Below are 26,962 nucleotides of genomic sequence, written 5' to 3' on the forward strand. Positions count from 1 at the left end.
ATTATTAAGTAGTTGATTGTTTGTTATTATTTATGTTACAATTGTAACAAATCTCTGAATTAAATCTATCTGCTGGAGAAGATGCAAATTTGGGAACTCGTTCTTCAAGGCTCTTTCTTTTTTTCTTTCTTTGTTGCTCTTCTTGCTTTTGTTTTTCTTCTTTGGGGATAACAGGGCGAATGGGGAGTGCAACATTATTGGGCATAACCCTAACTGAATCTTTCAATAGGAAAGCGCGTCCTCTTTTGAATTTGACAAATCCCCCTCCTATTAAAGCTACGGAACCAGTCCAATAATATGCTATGGAACCGCGATTTTCTATATTTTGTCCGTTTTTGATACCGACAGCAGGCAGAAATATATTGTTGCCGTTGGGTCCGGTAATTTTGTATCCCCCTATTTTTTGGTAAGTGGTCCATGTTATCTTGCACTTATCTCTAAGTTCCATGAATTCTTTTGCTGTTGGCATACGCCAATATTTCCCTAATTGAGTTCGGGCAATATCATATTCCGAGCCACAAATATCATCAAAATCATAAATGTTAATAGAGGTAGGTCCACTGCTGGCTGTTCCCGTGGAATCTCCCCAGTAGTATAAATTCCCATATTCTTCAGGAGTTGAGGCACCGAGATTCCACCCGGCCCATCTTACACTTAAACCTAAATCTACAATTTGATCTGTTGAGATTTCATTGTGTTGAACATTGGTTCTTGTTTGCCCAATTTCTGTATTAGAGTTCTCATACCGAATAGATGAATCATGCAGAGCCGAATTATTCATAGATATAGGCGATGTAAGTATAGCACTGTCGGATACAGTACTGTCAAGCCCAATAGCTAAAGAGTTGTCTTGTGCGATATTACTCGTCTTGTTGGTTCTGCTGAGCCAAATAGTACATAATATAAGGATTAGAGCTATAACTCCCCAAAGCCATTCTTTTTTGAATAAGAAAATTCGTTGAGGCTTTGGAATGGAAGAAGGATGCTCTTTTGCTACAAATTCATTTTTAGGGGTATCTAATATTGTAGTTTCATTTTCCAAACCAGGTTTTATCCCTTCATTCAATAATGTGAGAAATTCATTAATGTTTTGCGGTCTATCTTTGCATCGAGGTTGCATTGCACCTTGTATGGCCTTTCTTATCAATGGACTTATCTTTGTTGGCAATGCTGGCAGTCCCTCGTCATTCACATCACTGGCCTCTGGCGGTTGTTGGCTTGTCAACAAATAAAACAATGTTGCTCCGAGAGAGTAAATGTCTGTACCTGGTGAGAATGTTTTTACTCCACCTTGCTTATATTGTTCCAAAGGTGCATATCCTTTGCTGATACCGATTGGCGTACTACTTGTTTGGTTACCGGTGTCATCATAACGTTTGGATATACCGAAGTCTATTAGTACAGCTTCTCCATTGTTCCGAAGCAGAATGTTGGATGGCTTTACGTCCAGGTGCATGGTTTTACGGTGATGAAGATATTCCAACGCATCAGCTATCTGGAGGACATAACTTAATGCTTCAGAATCGGACATTGCTCCATTGGTTTCAATCCGTTCTTTTAAAGAACCGCCATCTATATACTCCATTACGTAATAAGCTGTGTCATTTTCTTCAAATACATCATAGATGGATATAATGTGTGTATGCGCCAATCCTGCAATGATTTGGGCTTCTTTGATAAACTTTTGGCGGAATCGTTCTACTAACTCCCGGCTACTTTGGGTACCCATAATGATATGTGAAGTCTTCTCATTGCGTTCGCAGTAGTCTTTCATGAAGAATTCTTTGATGGCTACTTGACGGTTCAATCCGGTCTGAAGGGCTTGGTAAGTAATTCCAAAGCCACCTTGTCCCAATATGGACTCTATCTTGTATTTTCCTCCTTGAAGGAAAGAACCTGATTGTAATTGCATAGTTTTTTATTTTGGCGGAATTTAAAATTAAAATAATGCAAACTATAACAGTTTATTCTGATACGGGGCGAACGGAATTTCCCTCCTTACAATAGTCGCTGTACAACGGACTCCAGCCGTTAATACTGAAGACGAGGCTGGAGGCGCTACTAGAAGTGCTATTAGCTGTCTTTCGTGTTCCTGACCAATAGCGGCCATTTCTTCCTCGACCATATACCGTTCCACCGTAAGCGTAGCAGTATCCTGATGCAGGGAGGAAGATTCGATTTCCATTCGGTCCTGTTACCATATAGCCTGCAACTTTTTTGTATTCAGTCCATTTCCATATACATTTATCAGATAATTCTTTTAATTCTTGCTGTGTAGGTAGCCTCCATTTCTCTCCCCATTTAGCACGAGCAATGTCATATTGAGTGCCGCTGATGTTGAAAGGGGGAGTGCCACTGAGAGAATCGCTACTATTTGTTGCTTTTTTTTCTCCGGTCGGGTCCGCCCATCCATATAGTCCTCCGTATTCTTCGGGAGAAGATGCTCCGACATTATAGGCTGCCCATTTCACACTCAAGCCAAGATCTACCGGATTGTTTTCAGTTGGAATTACTTCCGTAGCAAAGGCTTCTTCTTTAAGAGGAGTGGTATCACTTGGTTTTTGAGTAAACCAGACAACTGTTGCTAACAAAAGTGCGACGACAACCCCTATAAATATGGGTAACTTGTTACTGCTGGAGGGCTGTTTTTGGGGAGGCAACTTTTCTTTCTTGGCAATGATGGTAATATCCTCTCTTTCCGGTTTATTCAACAATTCTAAAAAATCTTTTATGCTTTGTGGACGTTGTCTTTTGGGTTGCATGGCAGCACGAATCGCTCGTTCGGTAGTTGCCGATATGTTTGCGGGTAAGGCTGGTAGTCCGTCATCGAACACAATGTTGGCAGCCGGCGGTGTCGTTCCTGTCAGCAATTTATAGAGTGTAGCACCTAATGAATAAATATCTGTAGTTGGTGTGAATATTTGCACTCCTCCAGCTACATATTGTTCCATTGGTGCATATCCGGTACTGATGCCTACCGGAGTAGTACTGGTCTGTTGCCCGCTTTCATCGTATCGCTTGGATAGTCCGAAGTCTATCAACACTACTTCTCCCTCTTCTCTCCGCAAAATGTTTCCAGGTTTCACATCCAGATGGCTCATCTGCCGTTGGTGGATATAGTTCAATGCTCCTGCTATTTGATGGATGTAATGCAGCGCTTCCGTTTCTTGTAGTGCACCGTATCGCGTCACATATTCTTGCAGAGAACCTCCTTCTATATATTCCATCACATAGTAAGCTGTGTCGTTTTCTTCGAACACATCATGTATACGGATAATATTAGGATGGTTAAGTCCGGCAATGGATTGTGCTTCTTTTATGAATTTTTGCTGAAAACGAGCTACGAGTTCACGGCTTCCTTCCGTCCCGATGGTAATGTGTGACGTATCGGCGTTGCGGTTGCAATACTCTTTCATAAAAAACTCTTTGATGGCTACCCTACGGTTTAGTCTTGTTTGCCATCCTAAATAGGTGATGCCAAAGCCGCCTTGCCCAAGTATTCCCTCTATTCTGTATTTACCCTCTTGTAGAAGGGTGCCCTCTATCAACTGCATATCAATCAATTCCCTTTCTTTTCCCAGTTATTCAGTACTTGTTTCAAGTTCTCTTTCTTTATTTCTGCCATTTCTAATTGTATCGTTACGAGTTGGGAACGTAAATCCAGGCAGATAGAGTCTTGCCGGTCATTTAATCTCTCCATTGTCTCAGTGGAGACATCATTGTAGGTGGCATTCCGCTTTTTGTCTTGTTCCTGTATCTTCTTCTGAAGAGACTTTTCTTGAGCACTCAAAGCTTTTAGCCTGACGGCCTGAATTGTGTCGTTATTACTGCGTACATTTTGGGGGTGGAATGTGGATGCGTGCAGATTACTCATGATACAACACATCAGTAATAGGCACGAGGCGATTATAATATTTTGCGGCTTCATTGTTTCTGTATATTTAGGGTTTATCATATTTTGAAAAATCTTTTACTCCGGATAACATGCTTTTCCCCAGCATATTAGTGGGTTCCACTATTGAAGGTATCAGGGCATATTCGGGTGGGAATCCTTCGGGAGTGTTGGCCGAAACTTCAGCATATTCTCCTTCTGTGGAGCAAAGTGCCTCTTTATAGGAACTTAGTGCTGTTTTGGGGATGAGCAGTTTGATTTTCAGCTTGCCGGCAATTTTTATCAGGAATACTTTTTGTCCGTTGAGCTCTGCGGTGGATATCGGTTCTGTTCTGCGCATGATGATTTGCTCCAGATGTTCCATTTGGGAGAACTCCCGGTACGAGAGTATCTGTAATGAAGTAGGCAAATCGATTTGGGTTATATTGGGACAATCGATTAAAGCCTTCCAGCGTATAGCAGTGGTACCTTCGGGAATACGTATCTTTCCTGAGCGTCCGCGGGGGCAACCTAACAGAGTTGTTTTGTCTTTGTTATAGAGTATTCCGTCTATGGAAGTAAAGTTTGGATTATTGGCATCCACTTCTATGCTTTGCAGCTGTTTCAATGATTTCAAATTCTGCAGGCTGGTGAGCTTTGCCGGGATGACGATGGAGGTCAAACGGTCACTCCAGCGGAACATTTTGAGGTTCACTTGTGTCCAGTCGCTGCCCAACGTTACCTGCCCGATTGCTGTACACCGGAAGAATACTCCTTCACCAAAGCGGACGCTGTTGCCGGGAAATACGATTTTCTCTAATCCGCTGCAACCTTCAAAGGCAAAATCGCCTATGGACGAAAGCCCGGAAGGCAGTACAATGCCTTTTAGGGAAGCTGCATTGCTGAATGCCTTCTTGCCAATGCCGACAACACGGTATATCGTGTTGTTGTGCTTTACCCTTGCCGGAACGGATATCTCACCGGTATACAGAGAGGGTTGGGGGGCAGAGATGTTCCCTTGGTAGGTAACTTCCACATGTTGTTTCTTTGCATCTACAATGTTGAAGAAGAATTTCTCTCCATTTTTTCCGGTGACGGTGAAATCGTGTGCGTAGAGCAGGGAGGTGCTTCCCAATAATAGGATGAATGTGATTATATTTATTCGTTTCATAGCTTTAGCAAATATAGTGTGATGAATAAAATTAGGCCATGTAGCCGGTTACGTCGGCATCGTTTATATAGTCGGGTATTGGGTCATTGTCTGCCAGCAATGTAGCATCCTCGTTTACGCCGGTTGCTTGTGTGGTTGCCATAGACAATCCTTCCATGCGAATGCCTGCCTCTTCTATATTGATGACCTCATTGTCTGTAATTATTCCATTATTGTCCATATCTGCCACCATGGCATCTGCTATTCCATCCCGGTCGATGTCAACGACAAGAGTTTCTTGTCCGTTGACAATAACACCGGCTATATCCATTTGCGAGCCGTCTTCACACGTAACCGTTTCATAGGAGACCACACTGATGGTATCTTCGTTATGCGGTTCATCGTTGCTGTTTCCGGGCATGATAGGTGTGGCAGGGGTATCAGGCTTCTGAGGGGCAATTGGCTCATTGGTTAAAGGTACTTCCGAAGTTACTGTAGGGGTATCAGTGTGGGGAGGCTGTACCAGTCCTTCGGTGACTGGCTCTGTTGCAAAAGCTGTCTGGGCCATTGAACCGGCCGCTACGCCTATTGCAGCTCCGATGGATGAGCTGGCGCCATTTTGCCAATTGTAACTTTTCTGTTCCACATTTTTCTGTGTGGAATTAGTGCTTTCCTGGTTTGTTTTTTTAGTCTTCATAGTTGCTCATTTTTAATGGTTTATAACTTATTCTGCAACAAAAATATAAAGAGAGGCATACAATGGCAAATTTCAAAAAGTATACTACATAAACCCTGCGGTTTAAGGTATCAATCCCTCATTTTTCAAGGGATTCTTACTTCTCGGTAAATTTGGATTTGCAATAGGGACAGCTCGTCATCTTTTTCAGGTCGTCATACTGTTGATATCCCATGAAATGATGGCATTCCGGGTTGGGGCATACATAGTCCTTATGAAATTTCTTATCAAGGTCGTCCAGAAATCTGGGAAGTGTAGAAGATGACCGGTAGGTTATCACAAAGAAATAGATGGCCAATAAAAGTCCTGCAGAATATAGAATGACACGCAAAGCCGGCAGGTCGGCAATGCCCGGAATAAATCCGCAGAAAATGGCAGACATGGAAAATACGCCTGTTACAGAACGGATTGCTGCAGACTTCTTTTCTTTTATCTGTATCTGGAGTTTGGTGTCGTGAAATTCGTCCCATACTTCTTGTAGGTGACGGATAGAGAACGATTTGGGTATTGATGCTCCCAGCCCTTTTATAATGGCCGCTATATCCATGAAGTAACGGTCTGCCCCCAGCTCTATGCGGTCTTTTCCGGAAATGTGCTTGGACTCGATTTGCACACCATTGACGTAAGTGACGTTTTCGGGTTTCAGATTGGTAATGATATAGCCTCCTTTGTCATCGGTCACCACTTTACAGTGCTGGCGGCTGACGGATTTGGGTACGCTGTTGGCGTTCCCCCAAAAACGGTCTTGGTTGTTTATGCTGATACGCAGGCGGGATGCACCGGCTTCTCTTCCTATGATAAGTTCCATGGCATTATTGTTTTTATTATGCAGATTTTATATTGAGGAATATTTCTTTCAGTTTTTTCAGTGCTTCTTTGGAAATCTCCAGTTGAAATGCAAATGATGAATAGTCACTTAAAACGAGTCGCTGTTTGATGACATTTATCTGGTAAACATAGTTCAGATTAATGATGAACCGTTTGCCGATACGGGCAAAGCAGCGTGCCTTTTCTTTCAGTCGCTCTTCAAGGACTTTTTCGGTCTGGGCTAAATTCAGGCAAATAATACCGCGTAGCTTGTTCGTAAGTATTATATTGGTGTAATTTCCATCGGATTCAAAATATACAATCTTGGAAATGTCCAATCTAAGAAGCTCATCGCGTGAATTGAAAAACAAGAAGTTGGTTGTCGTATCCATTGTAACTTATTTATTATTTTTTTTTAATGTATCCTCTTCTGTATAGCTGTTTGATATTAACCCGATTAGAGGAATTTTTACTCGCTTTTTGTACTTTACATCTTCAATAATGATGTCACATAAAAAGTAACTTATATCGATGGTGATTTCTATTGTTTCAGGAGAATATCCCAAATAATCCTTTAGCGGAATGATAAAACGTCTACTGTCTATTTCCATAAAGTAGGAGTCGCCGTCTCCGGGAAATGTGACACTGCGCTTTAAAGGGAAGCTGTAGAAATTGCATAAAAAAGAGCATTCTCTGACATGATTCTCTAGTGTATACCCCGCCAATACTTTAAAAGGCAGACAATCAAGGAAGGCAAATGAACTTATCTGGCCAATAACAGATGAATACCATATAGATAGGGCTTTAGGCAAGAATTCCCAGTATAGTTCTAAATCGGTCATAGGTATGGCGGGAGATGTTACATCATATTCTTGTAAGATGTGCTCTTCAGTAGTTCCCACTCCGGAGTATTCGGCCTCATAAAGGCCTTCTCCGTATTCGGCAATGCAGTATTCCTCTTTGGAGCAGATGCAGATAGGCATGTCATTTGAATGGATGATGCAAGGTATCGCTGAGGCGATATGGATTTCTTCAGTAACCCGTATCTTTGATGTTTTATCGTTGTCAAAGTACTTGTTGATAAATCTTAAGACATCAAAATAATGGCATAGACTTTTCCTATATGTTATGACCTTGAAACGGCTGTCTTGTATAGACTGGCGATTTTTCTTGATGAATGCATCCAGTGAGGTGTTGAAATGTACAATTACCGGATTTATGGGCTTTTCTATTATCTCTTCTACCAGTGTTTTTCCTTCCAGGGGCAGTTCATAAATATTGTCATTCAGAAAATAAACCAGTTTGTCATTTTGGACGTAATAAAAGGCAATGCCTTGATATGTGGCATGCTGCTTATTGTAGGAAGTGTGTTTGGCGCTTTCATCAGTATGGGAGTTCGTAGTGCTATGGGTTAAAGCCACGAACTCATTTACTGTTTGAGGGCGCTTTATCCTCATGGGGGCCATTGCTTTTTTTATGGCAGATATTGTTTGCGCGCTTATGTGCTTTTGCCGCAGCTCTTCTTCTGCAAATCCTTCATTTAGTATTTCAGAGGCCTTGGGCGGGGTCTTTCCTGTCAGCATTTTAAAGAGAGTGGCCCCTAAAGCGTAGATATCCAATGTGGGCGCGAGTATTTTCCCATATTCTTGCGAACCTTGCTCTAAGGGGGCATAACCGGGAGTACCAAGGCCAATAGTAGTGCTTGATTCCGGTTCTCCGTTTTTGTCGATTTGTTTGGATAGCCCAAAATCTATCAGAAACAAAGTGTTATCTGTACGTCGCATGATATTTTTAGGCTTTAAGTCAAGGTGCAGCATCTTTTGGGAATGCATATATTGCAATGCTTTTCCTATCTCCTCTACATATTGTAGCGCTTCTTTTTCCGGCAATCCTCCTTTCTCCAATATATATGCATCTAGACTGCTCCCTTCGATATACTCCATTACATAGTAGTAGGTGTTGTTCTCTTCAAAAGACTCTAAAACCTTAACGATGTTTTGATGGTTGAGGCGAGCTAGGTTTAAGGCCTCTTTTTTAAATTTCTTTCCATATTTGTATGCAATGCTATTGGGAGATGGCTCATAAATATCTCCTGATGAACTTCTGGCACTTACATCTTGTAGAAAAAATTCTTTGATGGCTACGGATACATTGCTATTCAAGATGCCTAATTCGCCTTTCAGGCAAATTGAAGCCAAATAGGTTATACCGAATGCTCCATGACCTAATACACCTTTAATTTGGTAGTTGTAGGAATGGCCATGGAGTATAGTTCCACAAGATAAAGTGTGAATGCTGCTTTGCATGAATCTATATGTCTGTCTAATTGTTGCTGATACTTGCCTCTTGTTTCACTGTGAAAACATATGATTGGGCAGAGTCTTAGCCGTTCAAAGTTATAGAACTTGTTAATGAATTCAAAAGCAAGAAATGTGGAAACTGTACTATTATGCATATTTTATGGTTATGTGGCTGTAATATGATGTTAAGTGTGACAAACTTTTCTGCTCTACTCTTCTGGGACGGATATTTCCTACAGTTGAACACAAGAGGACTGTAAGCTGGAGTAAAAGGGACGGGCACTTCTTGGCTGAAATACCTGCTGTTTGTCATCCGGATATTTGTAGTTTATAGTTGCGCACAGTTGTGGAACGCTTTCTTCACAGTTGTGGAATAACTTTCTCATTAATGTGAAGAAGGCGTATCACAACTGTGCGCAACTGTTTTTGATGTGGTGTTGGCGTAGGAAAGTACTCTTCTCTGTGCAAGGAGGACCTGCTTCTTGTATAAGAGAAGCCTGCTTTTTTGTAAGAGGACACGGTTATGTAAGCAAAATCTGCTTACATACTTGCATGGTGGTTGCTTACATAACTTAATGCTCTGTGCAGTAGGTTGTTATATGTGTCTATGCAAGCATGCAAGTAGAATGTGCGATAAAGTTATAGTATCTTGAGTTATAGAATAGATTCTTGTTTGTGGATTTATCTTTTGCAAAGTCTTGGAATATACTGCCGGAGCACTGATGATAATGAAAAAGAAACTTTTTAAATTGCCGATTTGTTCTTAACTTTGTCAGTCGGAATATCAATAAACAGACTGAAAGATGAATGTAAGAGGAATATCTATGTGCTTGCTATGTGCCGGAGCGCTGTTTGTGGCTTGTGGTAGCAAGAGGGGAAAGACTGTGGAAGTTGCTGGACAAGCCGATACGGTACATGTCGTTGGTGATGATAAGGATAAGCATGGCTGCATTGCATCTGCCGGATATACTTGGAGTGAGGCTCAGAAAGACTGTATCCGTCTGTGGGAAAAAGGAGTCCGTATGAACGCTGTGGATGATGCGGAGAAGATGTTGTTTCTGGTGTTCAGTCCCGATTCTACCCAAGTGGAACTGTTCTTTTCGGAAGAGGAAATGCCGAATGAGATTCTGGAGCGCCGTGGCCTTCCTGCGGGGGGATATGTTTGGAATGTGGAAGATGATGATACAAAGAATGTGCGTTTGGAAGATGGAAGATGGACGGTCAGCCAGCGCGGTCGGCTTATTTACCGGCAGGTGGAAGAGGCTGCGGGGAACTAATATGTAGAGAGATGGAAGATTTGAAGATATTGACAGAGTCTGTCTGCTGCATAGCCCGTGAAGCCGGATATTTCTTGAAAGAAGAGCGGAAAAACTTCAGCCGGGAAGCGGTACGGAAGAAACAACCCCATGATTATGTCTCTTATGTAGACAAGGAGTCGGAGAAGCGGGTGGTGGCTGCGCTTCGGGAACTTCTTCCCGAGGCTGGATTTATAGCCGAGGAAGGTTCTGCTGTCTATCACGATGAACCCTACTGTTGGGTAGTGGACCCGTTGGATGGGACAACGAATTATATTCATGATAATGCTCCCTATTGTGTCAGCATCGCTTTGCGCGACAAGGATTCTCTGTTGCTGGGAGTTGTTTATGACCCTTGCCGGGATGAATGTTTTTATGCCTGGCAGGGAGGGGGCGCTTATGTGAATGGAGAACGGATGGAGGTCTCGTCTGTCCAGCAGGTGGAGGACGCCTTTGTAGTGACGGAACTTCCTTATAATTCCGACCGGTATGCACGTACCGGTGAGCATTTGATTCATGAACTTTACGGACGTGTGGCAGGCATCCGCATGACCGGTTCCGCTGCGCTTGCCATCTGCTATGTGGCTGCCGGACGTTTTGATGCCTGGCTTGAGGCGTTTATCGGCAAATGGGACTTTTCTGCGGCGGCGCTGATGGTGCTGGAGGCTGGTGGAAGAATCACTGACTTTTGCGGTAGTGACGACTTTTTGGACGGACATCATATCATTGCTACTAACGGACCGCTGCATCCGTTGTTCTTGAAGCTGGCAAGCGAGGTCTCGCCATTATAGCAAACAAGGCGATGGAGTGTATTGCTCTGTTGCCATTTTTTTTAATACTATACGATGAAAAACATAGTTAAAACCTGGTTCTTTTCTTTTGTCCATCTCTTTTTCCCGCGTCAGTGTGCCGTGTGTGGTGCTATCTTGCAAGAGGGTGAAGAGGGTATCTGCATGAAGTGCAATATGGATATGCCCCGGACAAACTATCATCTTCGTAAGGACAATCCGGTGGAACGTATGTTCTGGGGGAAGATACCTCTGGAACATGCCACATCTTGTTTCTTTTACCATAAAGGGAGTGATTTCCGCCGCATTCTCCATCAGTTGAAATATGGAGGGAGGAAAGACCTTGGCGAAGTGATGGGGCGGTTTATGGCGGCAGAGTTGTCGGCAGCCGGCTTCTTCAGTGATGTGGATGTCATAGTCCCCGTTCCTCTGCATCCGCGTAAGCGGAAAATGCGCGGATACAATCAGAGCGAATGTATAGCCCGCGGCGTTTCTGCTGTCACCGGTATTCCCATGGATACTGCTTCCGTTGCCCGTATGAGGCATACGGAAACGCAGACCCGTAAATCCTCTTATGAACGGTGGGAGAATGTGGACGGTATCTTCTGCCTGCGTCGTGCTGATGCTTTTGCAGGGAAGCATGTACTGATTATAGATGACGTATTGACTACCGGTGCCACCACTACGGCTTGTGCCGATGCGCTCAAGGAAGTGGAGGGTGTGCGCATCAGTGTATTGACACTGGCGGTGGCGGCCTCATAAGTCAGAAACGATAACGGCCGCCTGCTACGATTGTTCCGGTATATCCTACTCCGAATTCTGTGAAGAAGGCAAACCGGCTTCCGTATTCGATGCCTAAAAAGCTGAACTGATAAGCGAACTTTGTCTTGTGAAAGACTTCTCCTCCAAAACTGTTCCGGAGGAAATAGGCACCGAGCCCTGCTGAGGTATACAGAGAGAATTTGGGGCGGGTAAACCAGTGCCACCGGAAGGTGGGAAGAACATACAGATACCTTCGGTTGTCTTTGGTGTTTTCATCCAAAGCTTCGTAAAGGCTGCTGGCTGTCCCTTTGTTGCCGGTTATTCCTCCGGTTACTCCCAGGCTGATTTTGCGGTTGAATCTATAAATGTAGCTGATATTCAGGGCACCGTAGTAGTTTGTCTTTTCGCGTGTATAAACTCCGAAACTCAGTACCGGAGCGAAGCACTCCTCGGCCATGCTGTTGGCATCGGTAATGGGCAGGAAACCATAGCTGACGGAAAATTCATGGTGCCGGAACTTTTCTTGGGGCAGAACGGGTATGTCTTGTGCTTTGCAAAATGTACATACAGTCAATCCGATGATTAAAAAAAGTTGGGCTGTTCTCATCATAGTTGTATTTTTGAATTAAATTTCATGGTTCTGCAAATAAAGACAGAAGGTCGGGATAAATTCCCTATAAATATTCCACAAATATATGTTAATTTCATGAAAGATGAAAGATTTCCGTTTGTTTGTTAAGTGCGGCTGATGGAGAAAACAAAAAAGGTTCGCCTAATTGACGAACCTTTTTGCTCTTCCTCTTGGACTTGAACCAAGGACCCTCTGATTAACAGTCAGATGCTCTAACCGACTGAGCTAAGGAAGAATGTTGTTTTTTCTCAAATGCGCTGCAAAAGTAATAGGATATTTTGAAATATGCAATATCTTTGCAAAAAAAATATCGAAGATGGATAAAATAATTGGGTTGGGCAATGCTTTGGTTGATGCACTGGCAATCATTGAGGATGATAATATTTTGACGGAGATGCAGCTCCCGAAAGGAAGTATGACTCTGATTGATGAAGATAAGTTCTTGAAAATTAGTGAGTATTTCAGCCGGATGGAGACGCATCTGGCTAACGGAGGTTCTGCCGGAAACGCAATTCGGGCAATGGCATGCCTTGGTGCGGGTACGGGATTCATCGGAAAAGTAAGCAATGACTTTTATGGTAACTTTTTCCGGGATAGTCTGCTGGAGCATGGGACAGAGGCGGATTTATTGCTTTCCACTACCCTTCCGTCCGGTGTAGCCTCTACTTTCATTTCTCCTGATGGAGAGCGCACTTTCGGCACTTATTTGGGGGCGGCTTCTACATTGAAGGCGGAAGATCTTTCGCTGGATATGTTCAAAGGATATGCTTACCTATTTATAGAGGGGTATCTGGTGCAAGACCATGATATGATTCTCCGTGCCATTGAGCTGGCTAAAGAGGCCGGCTTACAAGTATGTTTGGACATGGCGAGCTACAATATAGTAGAAGGAGACCTTGAATTTTTCTCTCTGTTGGTCAACAAATATGTGGATATTGTTTTTGCCAATGAGGAAGAGGCAAAGGCTTTTACGGGTAAGGAACCGGAGGAAGCATTGGATATCATTGCCAAAATGTGTAGCATAGCCATTGTAAAGGTGGGTGCCCATGGTTCTCTGATTCGTAAAGGTACAGAGATGGTGCAGGTACAAGCGGCTCCGGTAGAGAAAGTGGTGGACACTACAGGAGCGGGTGACTATTTTGCGGCGGGTTTCTTGTATGGACTGACGTGTGGTTACTCGCTGGAGAAATGTGGCAAGATAGGCTCCCTTCTCTCCAAAGATGTGATACAAGTGGTGGGTACGGAGCTTCAGGTAGCACAATGGGAAAAAATCAAGGAAGAAATTTTATTAATTAATTAGCATATTATCACATAGACATATTATGAAAAGAATTTTAAAGATACGCTGGATGATTACCTTGCTGATTGTAGCAGGAGCCTTTTGTTTTTGGGGGTTTAAGAGTGGTGATAGCCGTAGTTTCCAAATAGCAAAGAATCTGGATATATTCAATTCCATTGTGAAAGAGTTGGATATGTTCTACGTGGATACGATTGATCCGAACAAGACTATCCGTGAAGGCATTGATGCCATGCTCTACTCGCTGGATCCCTACACGGAGTATTATCCGGAAGATGACCAAAGCGAATTGGAGCAGATGCTGAAGAATTCCTATGGTGGTATAGGTTCTGTGATTACTTGGAATCCGAAACTAAAACGTTCCATGATATCTGAGCCATATGAGAATATGCCTGCTGCCGATGTAGGCTTGAAAGCCGGAGATATTTTGATGGAGATTGACGGAAAGGACCTTGCCGGAAAGAACAACCAAGAAGTCAGCGAGATGCTTCGCGGACAAGTGGGTACCAGCTTCAAGCTGAAAGTGCAACGTCCCGGTACAGAGAAACCGTTGGATTTCGACATTGTGCGCCGTTCCATCCAATTGCCGTTCATACCTTATTATACAGTGCTGGATAATAATATAGGTTATATCAATCTCAGCACCTTCTCGGGGAATCCTTCCAAGGAGTTCAAGCAGGCTTTTCTGGACTTGAAGAAACGGGGGATGACTTCGTTGGTGATTGACTTGCGGAACAATGGAGGCGGCTTGCTGGATGAATCTATAGAGATAGCCAACTTCTTTCTGCCTCGCGGAAAAACACTTGTGACGACAATGGGTAAGATTAAGCAAGCCAGCAATACCTACAAGACATTGCGTGAGCCGTTGGATTTGGAAATTCCTTTGGCTGTTCTGGTCAATGGCGGAACGGCTTCTTCGTCAGAAATCCTTGCGGGCTCTTTGCAGGACCTTGACCGTGCGGTCATTATCGGTAACCGTACTTTCGGTAAGGGATTGGTGCAGACCACCCGTCCGTTACCATACGGTGGTACCATGAAGCTGACGACTTCCAAATATTATATTCCCAGCGGCCGTTGTGTGCAGGCTATCGACTACAAGCACCGGAATGAGGACGGCAGTGTGGGACGTATTCCGGACAGCCTTACTACCGTGTTCCATACGGCTGCCGGACGTGAAGTGCGGGATGGTGGAGGCGTGACTCCGGACATTGCGGTGAAGCAGGAGAAGCTGCCCAACATTCTGTTCTATCTTGTCAATGACAATCTTATTTTCAATTATGCCACGGACTATTGCCTGAAACATCCTACCATCCCTTCAGCAGAGAAGTTTGAAATTACAGATGCCGATTATGCGGACTTCAAGACGATGGTGAAAAAGGCGGACTTCAAATACGACCAGCAGACAGAGAAGATGCTGAAGAACTTGAAGGAGATGGCCGAATTTGAGGGCTATCTGACTGATGCTTCGAAAGAGTTTGAAGCGCTGGAGAAAAAATTGTCGCATAATCTGGACCGTGACCTTGACCATTTCTCCAAGGACATCAAGAGCATGATTGCGGTAGAAATCATCAAACGTTATTATTTCCAGCGTGGAAGCATTATCCAGCAGCTGAAAGATGATGATGATTTGAAAGAGGCTGTAAAGATACTGACTGCTCCGGAAAAATACAAGGAAATGTTGAGTGCTCCGGCAGTGACGTCAATGTCTCTGCAACAAAGAAAGGAGACAGCCCCGGTTTTTCTGAGTACCGCTACGAGAGCAAATGAACATGTTTATGATGAAATAGTATAAGGACACTCTTAAGAGGATTCTTTTATTTGCTCCTTAATTTATACCGGATAGTCTCTGTATAAGCCTTTTATACACGACTATCCGGTTAAGTTGTTTGTAAGGTATTAACTTGTTTTATATTTTTGCAGGTGAAAATGAAAACATTGACAAGGTTATGAAACAATTGAATTCTCTGAAAGTATGGCTGTCTGTGGTATTGTTGCTTTGTTTCTCTCTTTCTGGACAAGCCCAGTTCCTACGCACTTCCTACTTTATGGAAGGAAGTAACCAGCGTATGCAGCTCAATCCGGCCTTGATGCCGGGACGCGGTTATCTGAATATTCCCGTGATAGGTTCGCTGAATGCTACCGTCAACTCCAGTTCCCTGGGGTATAGGGATATTATGGACATTATTGAAAACAGTGATGACAGCGACTATTTCATGAGCAATGACTTTATGAACCGACTGGATGCTACCAATAACTTGAATGTGAATTTGAGTACCGACATTCTGTCTGCCGGGTGGTATAAAGGAAAGAACTTCTGGTCAGTCAATGTGGGGTTACGTAATGATATCGGTGCTGCCATACCGAAAACCATGTTCCAGTTTATGAATAACATGAGCAGCCGGGAGTTTGGTGACAATATTTCTGACTATTTGGGTATTAACGAAACCATTAATGGACAGAAGCTTGAGATAAATTCCTATGCGGAAGTCGGCCTTGGTTTTGCAAGGAATATAACAGACCGGCTGGCTGTAGGCGGTAAGGTGAAGATGCTGCTGGGTATCGGTAACTTAAAGCTGAACATCAACCAGATTCATGTGGAAACTCCTTCTGTCGGCTCTTCAGGAGTGACGAGTAAAGCTTCCATTCAAGTGGATGCAACTTTGGAGAACTCGTCAAAGCTGTTAGAACTTCCCGAGAATGAGAATGGTGATTATATCGATGAAATCGATTTTGGCAGTTTTGGTTTTGCCGGATATGGTGGGGCTATTGATTTGGGAGTATCTTACAAGTTACTGGATAAATTGACACTTTCTGCTTCAGTTCTTGATTTGGGCTTTATCAAATGGTCTAAATCGAATACCAGTATAGCGCGAGCCAATGCAGAGCAGACTTATGATCTTCTTGACCCGGCCTCGCAGCAGGAGTTCATGAATATTGTGAACAGCGGCGAGATTCTTAACTATGACATGTTGAAGCTCAAGACGGAGGAGGCTTCTGAGAAGAGCCGTACCCGTGGATTGACTTCTACAATGGTTCTTGGCGCTGAATATGCCTTATTGAATGATTGGCTGGTAGTGGGTGCCTTGTATACCGGTCGTTTTGCCAAACCGAAAACTTTGAATGAGTTGACTTTCTCTGCCTGCATCCGTCCGACGAATGCTTTCAATGTAGCTGCCAGCTATTCCGTACTTCAAGGAGCCGGTAAAACCTTCGGTCTGGCACTGAAACTGGGTCCTTTCTTTGCGGGAACAGACTATATGTTCTTTGGCAAGAATACGAAGAATGTCAATGCTTACTTGGGGGTTTCTATTCCTTTGGGAAAACAGAAAACGGCTGAAAATTAATAAAGTGAGTTATCAGTTGTCGCGGGTTATCTTTCTATAAAAGAGGATAATCTGCGATTTTGTTTTTACGAAAACGCAAAAAGCTTTATCTTTGCTGGTAAATACCTATAAACAGTACTCATGAGAATTGCAATAACGTTTCTCTTGTCTTTGGTTTTCAGTAGTTTGCTGCAAGCTTCACCCATACCTTTTTCTCCTATAGTGAGGAGCTATTCGGTGTCGGATTATAATGCCGGTATTCAGAATTGGGCCATTGCTCAGGACGAAAGAGGGGTGATGTATTTCGGTAATAACAGTGGGCTGCTGGAATTTGATGGAAGTGCTTGGCGGCTGTATGAATTACCGACAAAAGGAATTGTGCGTGCTATATATATCAGTGAAGATGGAAGAATTTATATAGGCTCTTACGAAGAATTCGGTTATTTTGTCCGTACTCCTTATAATACCCTTGAATATCACTCGCTAAAAGATGAGGTGAAGGACTTTACTTTTCATAACGACGAAATCTGGAACATTGTTTGCGTTCAAGGGGAAATTGTATTTCAATCGTTTGGTTCTCTCTTTTTTTATAATGGAAATTCTGTGGAAGGTATTCGGGTGAAGAGCCTTCCGCTGAACTTATTTCAGGTTGGAAATACTTTTTATTCTCAAAGAATAAATGGTGGACTTTGTGTCTTTTCCGGCAGGAAAATGGAAGAACTTATTCCCAGAAAGGTATTTGGGAATAGCGATGTCTTGGCTGGGCTTCCTTATGATGATGCCGTTTTAATGCTTACTCGTAATCAGGGAGGTTTTCTCCTCTATCGAGATGGGAGGGTAGAAAAATGGAAAACCGAATGTGATGATATATTCAGGAAGCATACCATTAATCGTGCGGTGATAACCAAGGACAGTTGTTACGTTGTTGGCACAATATCCGATGGCATATATGCGTTGGATAAAAAGGGAAAGCTGATTTGGAAGGTCAATACGGATAATAAACTACAGAACAATACTGTTTTGAGATTATATTGTGATGATGACAACAATATATGGACAGCTTTGGATGAAGGTATTGCCTATATACACAACAATTCTTTAATCTATTATTATGAACCTCCATTTCGTAAAATAGGCATGGTATATGATGTTCTGGTAAGGGAAAATGAAGCTTATATTGCTTCTAATCAGGGACTTTATTGGCTTAAGGATGGAAAGACTGAATTAGTTCCGGGTTTGGAAGAACAAGCGTGGTTCGTCGATGAATGGGGAAAACAGATTTTTTGCGGGCATAACAAAGGAACTTTCCTTATATCGGGGTTGAAGTCAAAGTTGGTATCTGATGTAAAGGGAGGGATGTGTATGGAAAAGATTGAATCGAAGGAAGAATCTTTTTTATTGGAAGGAACTTATGCGCTTTTAAATCTATATACGGAAGATACTTCGGGAGCATATGGTTTTATCCGGTCTCTGCGTGGATTCAGTCATATGGTCCGTCACATAGAGGTGGACCATCAAGGGAATATCTGGGCGAAACACTTAAGGAATGGTTTGTATCGTTTTCGGATTGATCCGGATATGAAGCAGGTAAAGGATGTACGGAAGTATGAGGGCCTGGGAGAAGTGAAAGGTGGGAGTTTTACTTTGTTCAAAATCAATGGTCGGGTAGTTTTTTCTAATGGGGAATATTTCTATACTTACGAAGATATGACTGATTCGATTGTTCCCTATGAAACAATGAATGAACAATTGATGGAATTGAAGGGAATCAAGACAGTGAGTCGTGCGAACGGAGATTACTATTGGTTTGTGGGTGATAGGATAGTGTATTTAGTGAAGTGTGCGATAAATACTTTCAATATCGAACTCCGGATTCCATATTCTTTGTTTGACGGTCTGACGGTGGAAGAACGGGGAAGCGTGGCTTATGACGTGAGGAATGGCTGTTCCTATCTTTGCCTGAACAATGCCATTGCCCGTATTGAGACGGACAGTTCCTCGTTATATAAATCTCGGGTCAGACGCTCTTTATGGATTTCGGGAATGCGGGTCATTGATGAATTCAGTGGTAAGCGGAAAACATTGGTCGTGCAGCCGGGAGCCAAGGTGGAGCCTGAGTTTAATACGGTGAATTTTACATTGTGTTATCCGGTTTATAGTAATTATACTTATAAGGTAAGGTATCGGTTGGAAGGATATTCTGACCAATGGATGCCGGGTGGACGCTATTTGCAGAAGAAGTATTCTCGGCTCTCCTATGGAAGTTATGTTTTTCAGGCAGAGATATATGATACCGATAGAGTTTTGGCATCGGTAGAGCTTCCTTTTGAGATTTTGCGTCCGTGGTATTTGTCTTATTGGGCTGTGGGAAGTTATATCTTGGCAGGATTGTGTCTGTTGGCTTTATTGCAATATCTGGTCTACCGTTTCGTGAAGAAAAAGAAAGACCGTGTGATTGAACGGCAGCGCGTAGCCCATCAGGCAGAACTCGAGCGGCAAGAGAAGAAGATTGTTGAGTTGGAAAAGGAACAGCTTGAGGCCGATTTGCGTTTTAAAAGCAAGGAGTTGTCCAGTGTGGTAATGACAAATATCGCCCATCAGGAATTTCTGAGTTCCTTGAAAGAAGAGATACAGCGGCAAAAGTTGTTAGGACAGTATAGCCGTAAGAACTTGGATAAGCTGCTCACTTTAGTTAATAGCAATATAGTGTCCGATGAAGAGAATTGGACTATGTTTCAGGCTAATTTTGACCGTATACACGAGAATTTCTTCCGTAATCTGAAACTTCAATATACAGATTTAACTTCAGGAGATTTGCGCTTTTGCGCATTGCTTCGCTTGAATATGCTGACAAAGGAGATAGCGAAGTTGCTCAACATTTCCACGCGTGGGGTTGATGCTGCAAGATACCGGTTGCGCAAGAAATTCAATCTGCTTCCGGAAGAAAGTCTGACTGATTTTCTTATAAACTTTAAATAGCTGTTTTACAGTGAAATATTAATGGGGGAAGTACTAATATTGTACTTCCTCTTTTGTTTTTTAGTGATGGTTGTACTTTTGTTGTAGTACGGGATGTGGAGATTGTCGCATGCTTTTCTTTTATTTGCAGTAAAATAATATTTCTATCAATTAAAAGCATGAAAGACATGAAGCATTTACTTTTCAAGTTACAATTATTTTTAGTCTTGTTGGTGTTTACTGCCGTTAGTGCGTATGCACAGAAATCTCCGGTTGATATGGATCGTTTCATCGACGATTTAATGAAGAAGATGACCCTGGAAGAGAAAATAGGTCAGTTGAATCTGCCGGTTACCGGTGAGATTACGACCGGTCAGGCTAAAAGTAGTAATGTGGCCAAACGTATTCGTGCCGGTGAAGTGGGCGGGCTTTTCAATCTGAAAGGCGTGGAACGTATCCGCGATGTACAGAAGCAGGCGGTTGAAGAAAGTCGTTTGGGTATTCCTCTCTTATTCGGTATGGATGTTATTCATGGATATGAAACGGTGTTTCCCATTCCTTTGGGATTATCGTGTACATGGGATATGAAGGCGGTTGAAGAATCGGCGCGTATTGCAGCCATTGAGTCCAGCGCCGACGGTATTTGCTGGACATTCAGTCCGATGGTGGATATTTGCCGTGATGCCCGTTGGGGACGTGTGTCCGAGGGCAACGGTGAAGACCCGTTTCTGGGAGCAGCCGTTGCGCAGGCCATGGTACGTGGTTATCAGGGAAAAGATATGAGCCGTAATGATGAGATTATGGCTTGTGTAAAGCATTTTGCCTTGTATGGTGCCGGTGAGGCAGGACGTGACTATAATACAGTAGATATGAGTCATCAGCGCATGTTCAATGAATACATGTTGCCCTATCAAGCGGCGGTTGATGCCGGTGTGGGAAGTGCGATGGCCTCTTTCAATGAGGTCGATGGCATTCCCGCTACTGGAAACAAGTGGTTGATGACGGATGTATTGCGTAAGCAGTGGGGGTTTGACGGTTTTGTAGTGACAGATTATACCGGAATTACAGAAATGACCGACCATGGCATGGGCGATACGCAGACTGTTGCCGCGTTGGCGTTGAATGCTGGTGTCGATATGGATATGGTGAGCGATGCATTTGTAGGTACGCTCAAGAAGTCATTGACAGAAGGAAAAGTGACAGAAGAAGCTATTAATGCGGCTTGTCGCCGTATTTTGGAAGCTAAGTACAAGTTGGGCTTGTTCGATAATCCTTATAAATACTGTGATGTGAAGCGTGCCAAGAAGCAAATCTTTACCAAAGAGCATCGTGCCGTTGCGCGTAAGATTGCTTCGGAGAGCTTGGTGTTGCTGAAGAACGAGGGTAATGTGCTTCCGCTGGCCAAGAAGGGCACTATTGCTGTGGTAGGTCCGTTGGCAGACAGCCGCAGTAATATGCCGGGTACTTGGAGTGTGGCTGCTGTATTGAAGAATGCAACTTCTTTGGCTGAAGGTTTGAAGGCGGTAGCAGGCGGTAAAGCCGAAATACTGACTGCGAAAGGCTGTAATTTGATGAGTGATGCCGAATATGAGAAACGTGCCACTATGTTCGGACGTTCTTTACACCGTGACAATCGTTCGGACAAGGAGTTACTGGACGAGGCTCTTGCCGTGGCTGCCAAATCGGATGTTATTGTGGCTGCGCTCGGTGAGTCTTCGGAAATGAGTGGAGAGAGCAGTTGTCGCACGAATCTTGAAATGACGGACACCCAACGCATACTGTTACAGGAATTATTGAAAACGGGAAAACCTGTGGTACTGGTGCTGTTTACCGGTCGTCCGCTGGTACTAAACTGGGAGCAGGCAAACGTGCCGGCCATTCTGAATGTATGGTTTGCGGGCAGTGAGGCAGGTTTTGCCATCGGTGATGTACTGTTTGGTGATGTGAATCCGAGTGGGAAGCTGACTACGACTTTCCCGAAGAGCGTGGGACAGATTCCTTTGTTCTACAACCACAAGAACACGGGCCGCCCTCTTGCCGACGGTGCATGGTTCCAGAAATTCCGCAGCAACTATATAGACATGGACAATGAACCGCTTTATCCCTTCGGTTTCGGTTTGAGCTATACCACATTCTTTTATAGCGACGTGGCTTTGGACAAGACTAGCATGACGGATAAGGGCGAACTGACTGCTACCGTGACTGTGACCAATACCGGCAAGAGAGACGGTGCCGAAGTGGTCCAGCTTTATATTCGTGACCTTGTGGGAAGTGTAACCCGTCCGGTGAAAGAGTTGAAAGGCTTTGAAAAGATTTTCCTGAAAGCCGGCGAATCTAAAAAAGTATCTTTCAAGATTACTCCCGAATTGCTGAAGTTCTACAACTACAATCTTGATTTTGTATGCGAGCCGGGTGACTTTGAGGTGATGATTGGCAGAAGTAGCCGGGATGTAAAGAAAGCAGCGTTCAAGTTACTCTAACTGATTCCCAAGGCGGCAATATGCAGCATTCGAGCCACTGCGTTGAAATGGCATTGTTGCTGCATATTGTCTGCATTTTCACTGCAAACTATATGCAGTATTCTTGCAGTATTTGCTTGACTTGTGTAAGATAATATGATCTATTGAAAAACATGAAGAAAATATTTTTATTAATATTGTGTCTGTCCACCATGTACCCGGTTGTCAATGCTGGGCGGGTGGTTCAGAGTTTTAATGACGGCTGGTATTATGCCGCATGTGATGACAATCGGTTGCAGGAAGTGCAACGCCATGAAGAAGGTTGGCAGCAGGTACATCTGCCGCATACCTGGAATGCGGATGCCTATTCTACCCGTAACTACCGCAGGGCTTCTTCCTGGTATAAGAAAGAGTTCCGTACGGATGCCGCGCAGATGCGGGATAAACAGCTTTACCTGAAATTTGATGGTGTCAATTCTCTGGCAGATGTGTACCTCAACGGCGAGCTGCTCACTACCCACAAAGGAGGTTACTCTGCCTTTACCGTAGACATTACGGATAAAGTAAGGACCGATGCCCCGAATCTGCTGATGGTGCACGTCAATAATCAGAACGACCGGATACCTCCTTTGTCCGGCGACTTCACCATCTTTGGCGGCATCTACCGCAATGTGTGGCTCATCAGTGCTGCAAAGCAGCACATCAGCCTTACCGACTATGCCTCTACGGGCATTTATGTCGATTTGCCTTCCGTGAGTGAGGATAGGGCAGAAATCAGTGTGCGTGGGACTTTGGTGAACCGTGATGTGCGGCGTGCGGTGTTGAAGTTGGACGTCGAGGTGCTGGATACAGATGGGAAGACCGTAGCCCAATCTTTGCGCAGCGTCCGGATAGATGCCGACGGGGCGTTCGCCTTCGAGGAACGGTTACAGTTGGAAAAGCCACAGTTGTGGTCGCCCGATTCCCCTTATCTGTACAGCGTGAAAGTTTCTTTGAAAGATGTGCGTGGCAAGGTGTTGAAAGATGAGACACGTGTCCCTTTGGGGGTCCGCTGGTTCAGCGTGGATGCGCAGGAAGGCTTCAAGTTGAATGGGGAACCCCTGAAACTTATGGGAGCTTGCCGTCATCAGGACCAGATGCCGATAGGCATAGCGCTTTCGGATGAGATGCACCGCAGGGATATGCAGTTGCTGAAAGACATGGGTGTGAACTTTGTCCGTCTGGCACATTACCCACAGGACGATGCCGTGTTGCGTGCTTGCGACGAACTCGGCATGCTGGTATGGGAGGAGATTCCGGTAGTAGATTTGATAGCTTTGGGTGATGAGTTCCGCGCGAATGCCACAAGCGCCTTGCGCGAAATGATTCGCCAGCATTACAACCATCCGTCCGTCATTATGTGGGGGTATATGAACGAGGCTGTTATCCAGCTGCAGTATCGGGTGAAGAAACAACGGCTCAACGGTTTCTACGAGAATACCTTGGCGCTTGCCCGGCATCTGGAGGAAACTCTGAAGAGGGAAGACCCCTACCGTCTGAGTACGATGGCCTACCACGGCAATCAGATTTACAATAAAATCGGTCTCAGCAATATCACCGACATTTCCGGTTGGAACCTTTATCAGGGCTGGTATGAGAACGACTTCAAGTCTTTCGACCGCTTTGTGGACGAAGAGCATCGTAAATACCCGCACCGTCCGTTAATAATCAGTGAGTTCGGTGCCGGTTCCGACCCGCGCTTGCAGTCGCTCGATCCGCAGATATTCGATTTCTCCATGCAATGGCAGCAGTTGTACCTCGAATACTATCTGCCCGCTATCATGAAGCGACCGTTCATAGTGGGCGCCACGGAGTGGAACTTCATTGATTTCAGTTCTGCCAGTCGCCAGGAGGCTACGCCGCATATCAATAATAAAGGACTGATGTACAATGACCGCCGTCCTAAAGATGTGTTCTATTATTTCCAGGCATTCCTGCGCAAGGATATTCCGGTGCTGCACATTGCTGTGGATGACTGGAAGCATCGGACTGTGGTTTCGGACGGTGAAGCGGTGGAACATCCGGTGAAAGTGTATTCCAATCTGGATAAGGTGGAGTTGTCTGTCAACGGCACGAAGCTCTCCGTGCAAGGCATCGAGAATTGCCATGCAGTGTGGCAAGTGCCTCTCGTTGCGGGGCGAAACACGCTTGTGGCTTCAGGTATCTGCCATGGGAAGAAGGTGGAGCAGGTTTCGGACATTTTTGTGAAGATGCAGCCTCGCCATATCGCGGCAGTCGGCTCCGGACAGCTGGAACTTGCAGTGAACGTGGGCAGCAACTGTTTCTTTACGGATGACAAGAGTGATCTTTGCTGGCTTCCCGACCAAGCTTATACTCCTGGAAGTTGGGGCTACATAGGTGGAGAGATTTTCCGCCGTTCTCCGGGACGTATCGGAACCACTGCCGAGGTGAAAGACACCCGTAATGTTCCTTTGCTCCAGACCAAACGCAAGGACATCAAGGCCTATCGCTTCGACTTGCCCGACGGCGACTATGAAGTGGAACTTCTTTTTGCTGACCTGAACGCACGTTCCGAGCGGGTGACTTACGATTTGGGAGCTGTCGCTACCCTAGACAATGCCGATTTCCGCGGCAGTGTCTTCAATGTTTCTGTCAACAACCGACCTTGGCTGAATCATTTCTCTCCGGCGATAGAAGTAGGCGGGAACCGTTGCATATCCAAGAAACTGCATGTTGCCGTAACCGGTGGAAACCTTACGGTGAACTTTGAGGCGGTGAAAGGGATGACGTTCTTGAATGGGATAAAGATATTCAGGATTCATTGATGTTCTATTCTTAATAATGTTGTATTAACCGATAAATTGAGTGAAATATGAAACACAAATTACTTACCGGGTCTCTCTCCTTCACAGTAGGGATGGGATTCAGCGCTTTGCCTGCCGTCGCGCAGCAATCTCCGGCTTCCACTGAGGTCAAGCCTAATGTAATCATTATCAACGTTGATGATTTGGGCTATGGCGACATTGGTTGTTACGGTGCCACCAAGGTCAAGACTCCCAATATAGACCGTCTGGCATCGCAAGGCCGTAGCTTTACGGATGCTCATTCATCCTCGGCTGTTTCCACGCCTTCACGTTATGGACTGATGACTGGTCAATATCCTTGCCGTGAGGATATTTGGGGGGCAATCTTCCTGAATCAGACTCTGCAAATTGATACGGCACGCACCACAATTGCGGATGTGATGAAACGTTCCGGCTATTCCACTGCCATCGTGGGGAAGTGGCATCTTGGATTTCGTACGGACGAAAAGATGGACTGGAACAAGGAACTGGCTCCCGGACCACTTGAATTGGGATTCGATTATTACTTCGGTGTGCCTATTCTCAACAGTCATCCACCTTTTGTTTATGTGGAGAACCATCATGTGGTGGGTTATGATCCCAACGACCCGTTTGTAAGAGGCAAGAGGGCAGAAACGGAGGAGTTCGATGAAAAATTCGGTATCAACTCTATTGGTGGAGCCACGGCTGCGCACCGTTTGTACAAAGACAGGGCTGTAGCCACTACTTTGAAAGACCGGGCCGTGCAGTGGATAAAGGAACATAAGGATTCACCTTTCTTCTTGTATTATGCTACCACCAACATCCATCATCCTTTTACACCGGCCGAACGCTTTGTAGGTACCAGTGAGGCAGGACCTTACGGTGATTCAATCCATGAATTGGACTGGGTGGTAGGCGAGATTATGCGTACCCTCGATGAGGAAGGGCTGGCGGGAAATACTCTGCTCATCTTCACCAGTGACAACGGAGGAATGCTGAATCATGGAGGGCAGAGAGCTTGGAAGGCAGGACACCATATCAACGGCAAGCTTCTTGGTTTCAAGTTCGGAGCTTGGGAAGGCGGGCATCGCATTCCTATGATTGCCCGCTGGCCGGGTAGGATTCCTGCGGGCAGCGTATCCAACCAGTTGATGTCCAATGTTGACATGCTTGCCACTTTGGCTGCCCTCACAGGATATGAATTGCAGGAGCAGGACGGGCCGGACAGTTTCAATATGCTTCCTGCCCTTATCGGAAATCCCGGGAAAATGATTCGGGACCATATTATTATCTGTCCTTCCCAAAAGAGCCATCTTTCCATTCGCAAAGGGAAGTGGGTCTATATTCCGGCGCAAAACAGCGGCGGATTTACCGGAAAGAATGTCGGTGACCATGACTTGGGCGGGGCATCCGCTTTCCAGCTCACCCATCGGGTGAACAGCGATATAGAAAATGCCCGGATAAAGCCGGATGCACCCTCTGTGCAGCTTTATAATTTGGAGGAAGACCCATACCAGACCACAAATGTGTATGAACAGCATCCCAAAGTGGCACGCAGGCTGGCGCGGATACTGGAGGAGAAGATAAGGAAGTCGGATGCCACAAGAAAGTGACAACCGATAGATTGATGAAAAACATAATTTGAAAAATGAAGAATACCATGATGAAAAAGTTTTTTGTAGGTTTATTCTCCCTTTTGATGGGAGTAGGCAGCGCTTTTGCGCAGACCAATATGTCTAGTGAAATGTATGACCTTGCCA

19 protein-coding genes and 1 tRNA gene are annotated in these 26,962 nt (G+C 44.6%); 10 read left to right on the top strand and 10 right to left on the bottom strand.

The annotated features are described in order from the left end of the window. Positions 1-4: 4 nt before the first annotated feature. The 8 genes from DW800_RS05060 to DW800_RS05095 form a co-directional block, all read right to left on the bottom strand. Positions 5-1,912 carry a serine/threonine-protein kinase gene (locus tag DW800_RS05060; protein WP_009037647.1) on the bottom strand — a complete coding sequence of 636 codons (1,908 nt, stop codon included), beginning with the start codon at positions 1,910-1,912 and terminating at the stop codon, positions 5-7. 52 nt (positions 1,913-1,964) lie between these two features. Next, positions 1,965-3,554: a serine/threonine protein kinase gene (locus tag DW800_RS05065; protein WP_117652682.1), complete on the bottom strand. Its 1,590-nt coding sequence runs from the start codon at positions 3,552-3,554 to the stop codon at positions 1,965-1,967. Between the two features lie 5 nt (positions 3,555-3,559). After that, complete coding sequence (locus tag DW800_RS05070; RefSeq protein ID WP_133302362.1) at positions 3,560-3,928, bottom strand: hypothetical protein; 369 nt, start codon at positions 3,926-3,928, stop codon at positions 3,560-3,562. Between the two features lie 13 nt (positions 3,929-3,941). Further along, complete coding sequence (locus DW800_RS05075) at positions 3,942-5,042, bottom strand: leucine-rich repeat domain-containing protein (RefSeq protein WP_009037650.1); 1,101 nt, start codon at positions 5,040-5,042, stop codon at positions 3,942-3,944. 31 nt (positions 5,043-5,073) lie between these two features. Continuing rightward, a complete protein-coding gene (locus DW800_RS05080) occupies positions 5,074-5,718 on the bottom strand; it encodes a hypothetical protein (RefSeq protein ID WP_009037651.1) in 645 nt (214 codons plus the stop codon). Between the two features lie 136 nt (positions 5,719-5,854). Next, on the bottom strand, positions 5,855-6,565 hold the full coding sequence (locus DW800_RS05085) for an FHA domain-containing protein (RefSeq protein ID WP_009037652.1): 711 nt from the start codon (positions 6,563-6,565) through the stop codon (positions 5,855-5,857). Positions 6,566-6,581: 16 nt separating this feature from the next. Next, positions 6,582-6,956 (bottom strand): LytTR family DNA-binding domain-containing protein, encoded by a 375-nt coding sequence (locus DW800_RS05090; protein ID WP_009037653.1) that lies wholly within the window; start codon positions 6,954-6,956, stop codon positions 6,582-6,584. A gap of 6 nt (positions 6,957-6,962) precedes the next feature. Continuing rightward, positions 6,963-8,870, bottom strand: a complete 1,908-nt coding sequence (locus DW800_RS05095) for a serine/threonine-protein kinase (protein ID WP_009037654.1) — start codon at positions 8,868-8,870, stop codon at positions 6,963-6,965. A gap of 797 nt (positions 8,871-9,667) precedes the next feature. Between DW800_RS05095 and DW800_RS05100 the strand changes: the two genes are divergently transcribed. Genes DW800_RS05100 through DW800_RS05110 form a run of 3 tightly spaced genes read left to right on the top strand, consistent with a single transcriptional unit; the run spans position 9,668 to position 11,709 of the window. Next, on the top strand, positions 9,668-10,141 hold the full coding sequence (locus DW800_RS05100) for a hypothetical protein (RefSeq protein ID WP_119957847.1): 474 nt from the start codon (positions 9,668-9,670) through the stop codon (positions 10,139-10,141). Between the two features lie 11 nt (positions 10,142-10,152). After that, positions 10,153-10,950 (top strand): inositol monophosphatase family protein, encoded by a 798-nt coding sequence (locus DW800_RS05105; protein ID WP_119957848.1) that lies wholly within the window; start codon positions 10,153-10,155, stop codon positions 10,948-10,950. A gap of 54 nt (positions 10,951-11,004) precedes the next feature. Further along, on the top strand, positions 11,005-11,709 hold the full coding sequence (locus DW800_RS05110; protein ID WP_119957849.1) for a ComF family protein: 705 nt from the start codon (positions 11,005-11,007) through the stop codon (positions 11,707-11,709). 1 nt (position 11,710) lies between these two features. Here DW800_RS05110 and DW800_RS05115 read toward each other — a convergent pair whose 3' ends face one another. Together DW800_RS05115 and DW800_RS05120 are read right to left on the bottom strand one after the other, a co-directional pair. Next, a complete protein-coding gene (locus tag DW800_RS05115; protein WP_243634905.1) occupies positions 11,711-12,319 on the bottom strand; it encodes an outer membrane beta-barrel protein in 609 nt (202 codons plus the stop codon). 182 nt (positions 12,320-12,501) lie between these two features. Beyond that, positions 12,502-12,575, bottom strand: a tRNA-Asn gene (locus DW800_RS05120). An 81-nt stretch (positions 12,576-12,656) separates the two neighbouring features. On the opposite strand from DW800_RS05120, the gene DW800_RS05125 reads away from it, so the two are divergent. From DW800_RS05125 to DW800_RS05155, 7 genes are all read left to right on the top strand, one after another. Continuing rightward, on the top strand, positions 12,657-13,640 hold the full coding sequence (locus DW800_RS05125) for an adenosine kinase (protein WP_057258843.1): 984 nt from the start codon (positions 12,657-12,659) through the stop codon (positions 13,638-13,640). Between the two features lie 22 nt (positions 13,641-13,662). After that, entirely contained in the window at positions 13,663-15,429 is a 1,767-nt protein-coding gene (locus tag DW800_RS05130; RefSeq protein ID WP_119957850.1) for a S41 family peptidase, read from the top strand. Positions 15,430-15,583: 154 nt separating this feature from the next. Further along, entirely contained in the window at positions 15,584-16,981 is a 1,398-nt protein-coding gene (locus DW800_RS05135; RefSeq protein WP_182423940.1) for a DUF5723 family protein, read from the top strand. Positions 16,982-17,101: 120 nt separating this feature from the next. Then, on the top strand, positions 17,102-19,939 hold the full coding sequence (locus DW800_RS05140) for a hypothetical protein (RefSeq protein WP_117703829.1): 2,838 nt from the start codon (positions 17,102-17,104) through the stop codon (positions 19,937-19,939). A gap of 167 nt (positions 19,940-20,106) precedes the next feature. After that, positions 20,107-22,398 carry a beta-glucosidase BglX gene (gene bglX, locus DW800_RS05145; protein WP_117703836.1) on the top strand — a complete coding sequence of 764 codons (2,292 nt, stop codon included), beginning with the start codon at positions 20,107-20,109 and terminating at the stop codon, positions 22,396-22,398. Positions 22,399-22,550: 152 nt separating this feature from the next. Beyond that, positions 22,551-25,202 (top strand): glycoside hydrolase family 2 TIM barrel-domain containing protein, encoded by a 2,652-nt coding sequence (locus DW800_RS05150; protein WP_117703837.1) that lies wholly within the window; start codon positions 22,551-22,553, stop codon positions 25,200-25,202. 47 nt (positions 25,203-25,249) lie between these two features. Next, positions 25,250-26,815: a sulfatase family protein gene (locus tag DW800_RS05155; protein ID WP_081030682.1), complete on the top strand. Its 1,566-nt coding sequence runs from the start codon at positions 25,250-25,252 to the stop codon at positions 26,813-26,815. Positions 26,816-26,962 lie beyond the last annotated feature (147 nt).

It is taken from the genome of Bacteroides sp. AM32-11AC, assembly GCF_003603515.1.
GTDB classification, from domain to species: Bacteria; Bacteroidota; Bacteroidia; order Bacteroidales; family Bacteroidaceae; genus Bacteroides; species Bacteroides uniformis.

What these genes read in the sequence shown, in the direction of transcription:
- DW800_RS05110 (WP_119957849.1), top strand. Translation starts at nt 11,005, where the DNA reads ATGAAAAACATAGTTAAAACCTGGTTCTTTTCTTTTGTCCATCTCTTT.
- DW800_RS05075 (WP_009037650.1), bottom strand. Translation starts at nt 5,042, where the DNA reads ATGAAACGAATAAATATAATCACATTCATCCTATTATTGGGAAGCACC.
- DW800_RS05140 (WP_117703829.1), top strand. Translation starts at nt 17,102, where the DNA reads ATGAGAATTGCAATAACGTTTCTCTTGTCTTTGGTTTTCAGTAGTTTG.
- DW800_RS05155 (WP_081030682.1), top strand. Translation starts at nt 25,250, where the DNA reads ATGAAACACAAATTACTTACCGGGTCTCTCTCCTTCACAGTAGGGATG.
- DW800_RS05065 (WP_117652682.1), bottom strand. Translation starts at nt 3,554, where the DNA reads ATGCAGTTGATAGAGGGCACCCTTCTACAAGAGGGTAAATACAGAATA.
- DW800_RS05070 (WP_133302362.1), bottom strand. Translation starts at nt 3,928, where the DNA reads ATGAAGCCGCAAAATATTATAATCGCCTCGTGCCTATTACTGATGTGT.
- DW800_RS05125 (WP_057258843.1), top strand. Translation starts at nt 12,657, where the DNA reads ATGGATAAAATAATTGGGTTGGGCAATGCTTTGGTTGATGCACTGGCA.
- DW800_RS05080 (WP_009037651.1), bottom strand. Translation starts at nt 5,718, where the DNA reads ATGAAGACTAAAAAAACAAACCAGGAAAGCACTAATTCCACACAGAAA.
- DW800_RS05100 (WP_119957847.1), top strand. Translation starts at nt 9,668, where the DNA reads ATGAATGTAAGAGGAATATCTATGTGCTTGCTATGTGCCGGAGCGCTG.
- DW800_RS05135 (WP_182423940.1), top strand. Translation starts at nt 15,584, where the DNA reads ATGAAACAATTGAATTCTCTGAAAGTATGGCTGTCTGTGGTATTGTTG.
- DW800_RS05130 (WP_119957850.1), top strand. Translation starts at nt 13,663, where the DNA reads ATGAAAAGAATTTTAAAGATACGCTGGATGATTACCTTGCTGATTGTA.
- DW800_RS05105 (WP_119957848.1), top strand. Translation starts at nt 10,153, where the DNA reads ATGGAAGATTTGAAGATATTGACAGAGTCTGTCTGCTGCATAGCCCGT.
- DW800_RS05060 (WP_009037647.1), bottom strand. Translation starts at nt 1,912, where the DNA reads ATGCAATTACAATCAGGTTCTTTCCTTCAAGGAGGAAAATACAAGATA.
- DW800_RS05150 (WP_117703837.1), top strand. Translation starts at nt 22,551, where the DNA reads ATGAAGAAAATATTTTTATTAATATTGTGTCTGTCCACCATGTACCCG.
- DW800_RS05095 (WP_009037654.1), bottom strand. Translation starts at nt 8,870, where the DNA reads ATGCAAAGCAGCATTCACACTTTATCTTGTGGAACTATACTCCATGGC.
- DW800_RS05085 (WP_009037652.1), bottom strand. Translation starts at nt 6,565, where the DNA reads ATGGAACTTATCATAGGAAGAGAAGCCGGTGCATCCCGCCTGCGTATC.
- DW800_RS05115 (WP_243634905.1), bottom strand. Translation starts at nt 12,319, where the DNA reads ATGATGAGAACAGCCCAACTTTTTTTAATCATCGGATTGACTGTATGT.
- bglX (WP_117703836.1), top strand. Translation starts at nt 20,107, where the DNA reads ATGAAGCATTTACTTTTCAAGTTACAATTATTTTTAGTCTTGTTGGTG.
- DW800_RS05090 (WP_009037653.1), bottom strand. Translation starts at nt 6,956, where the DNA reads ATGGATACGACAACCAACTTCTTGTTTTTCAATTCACGCGATGAGCTT.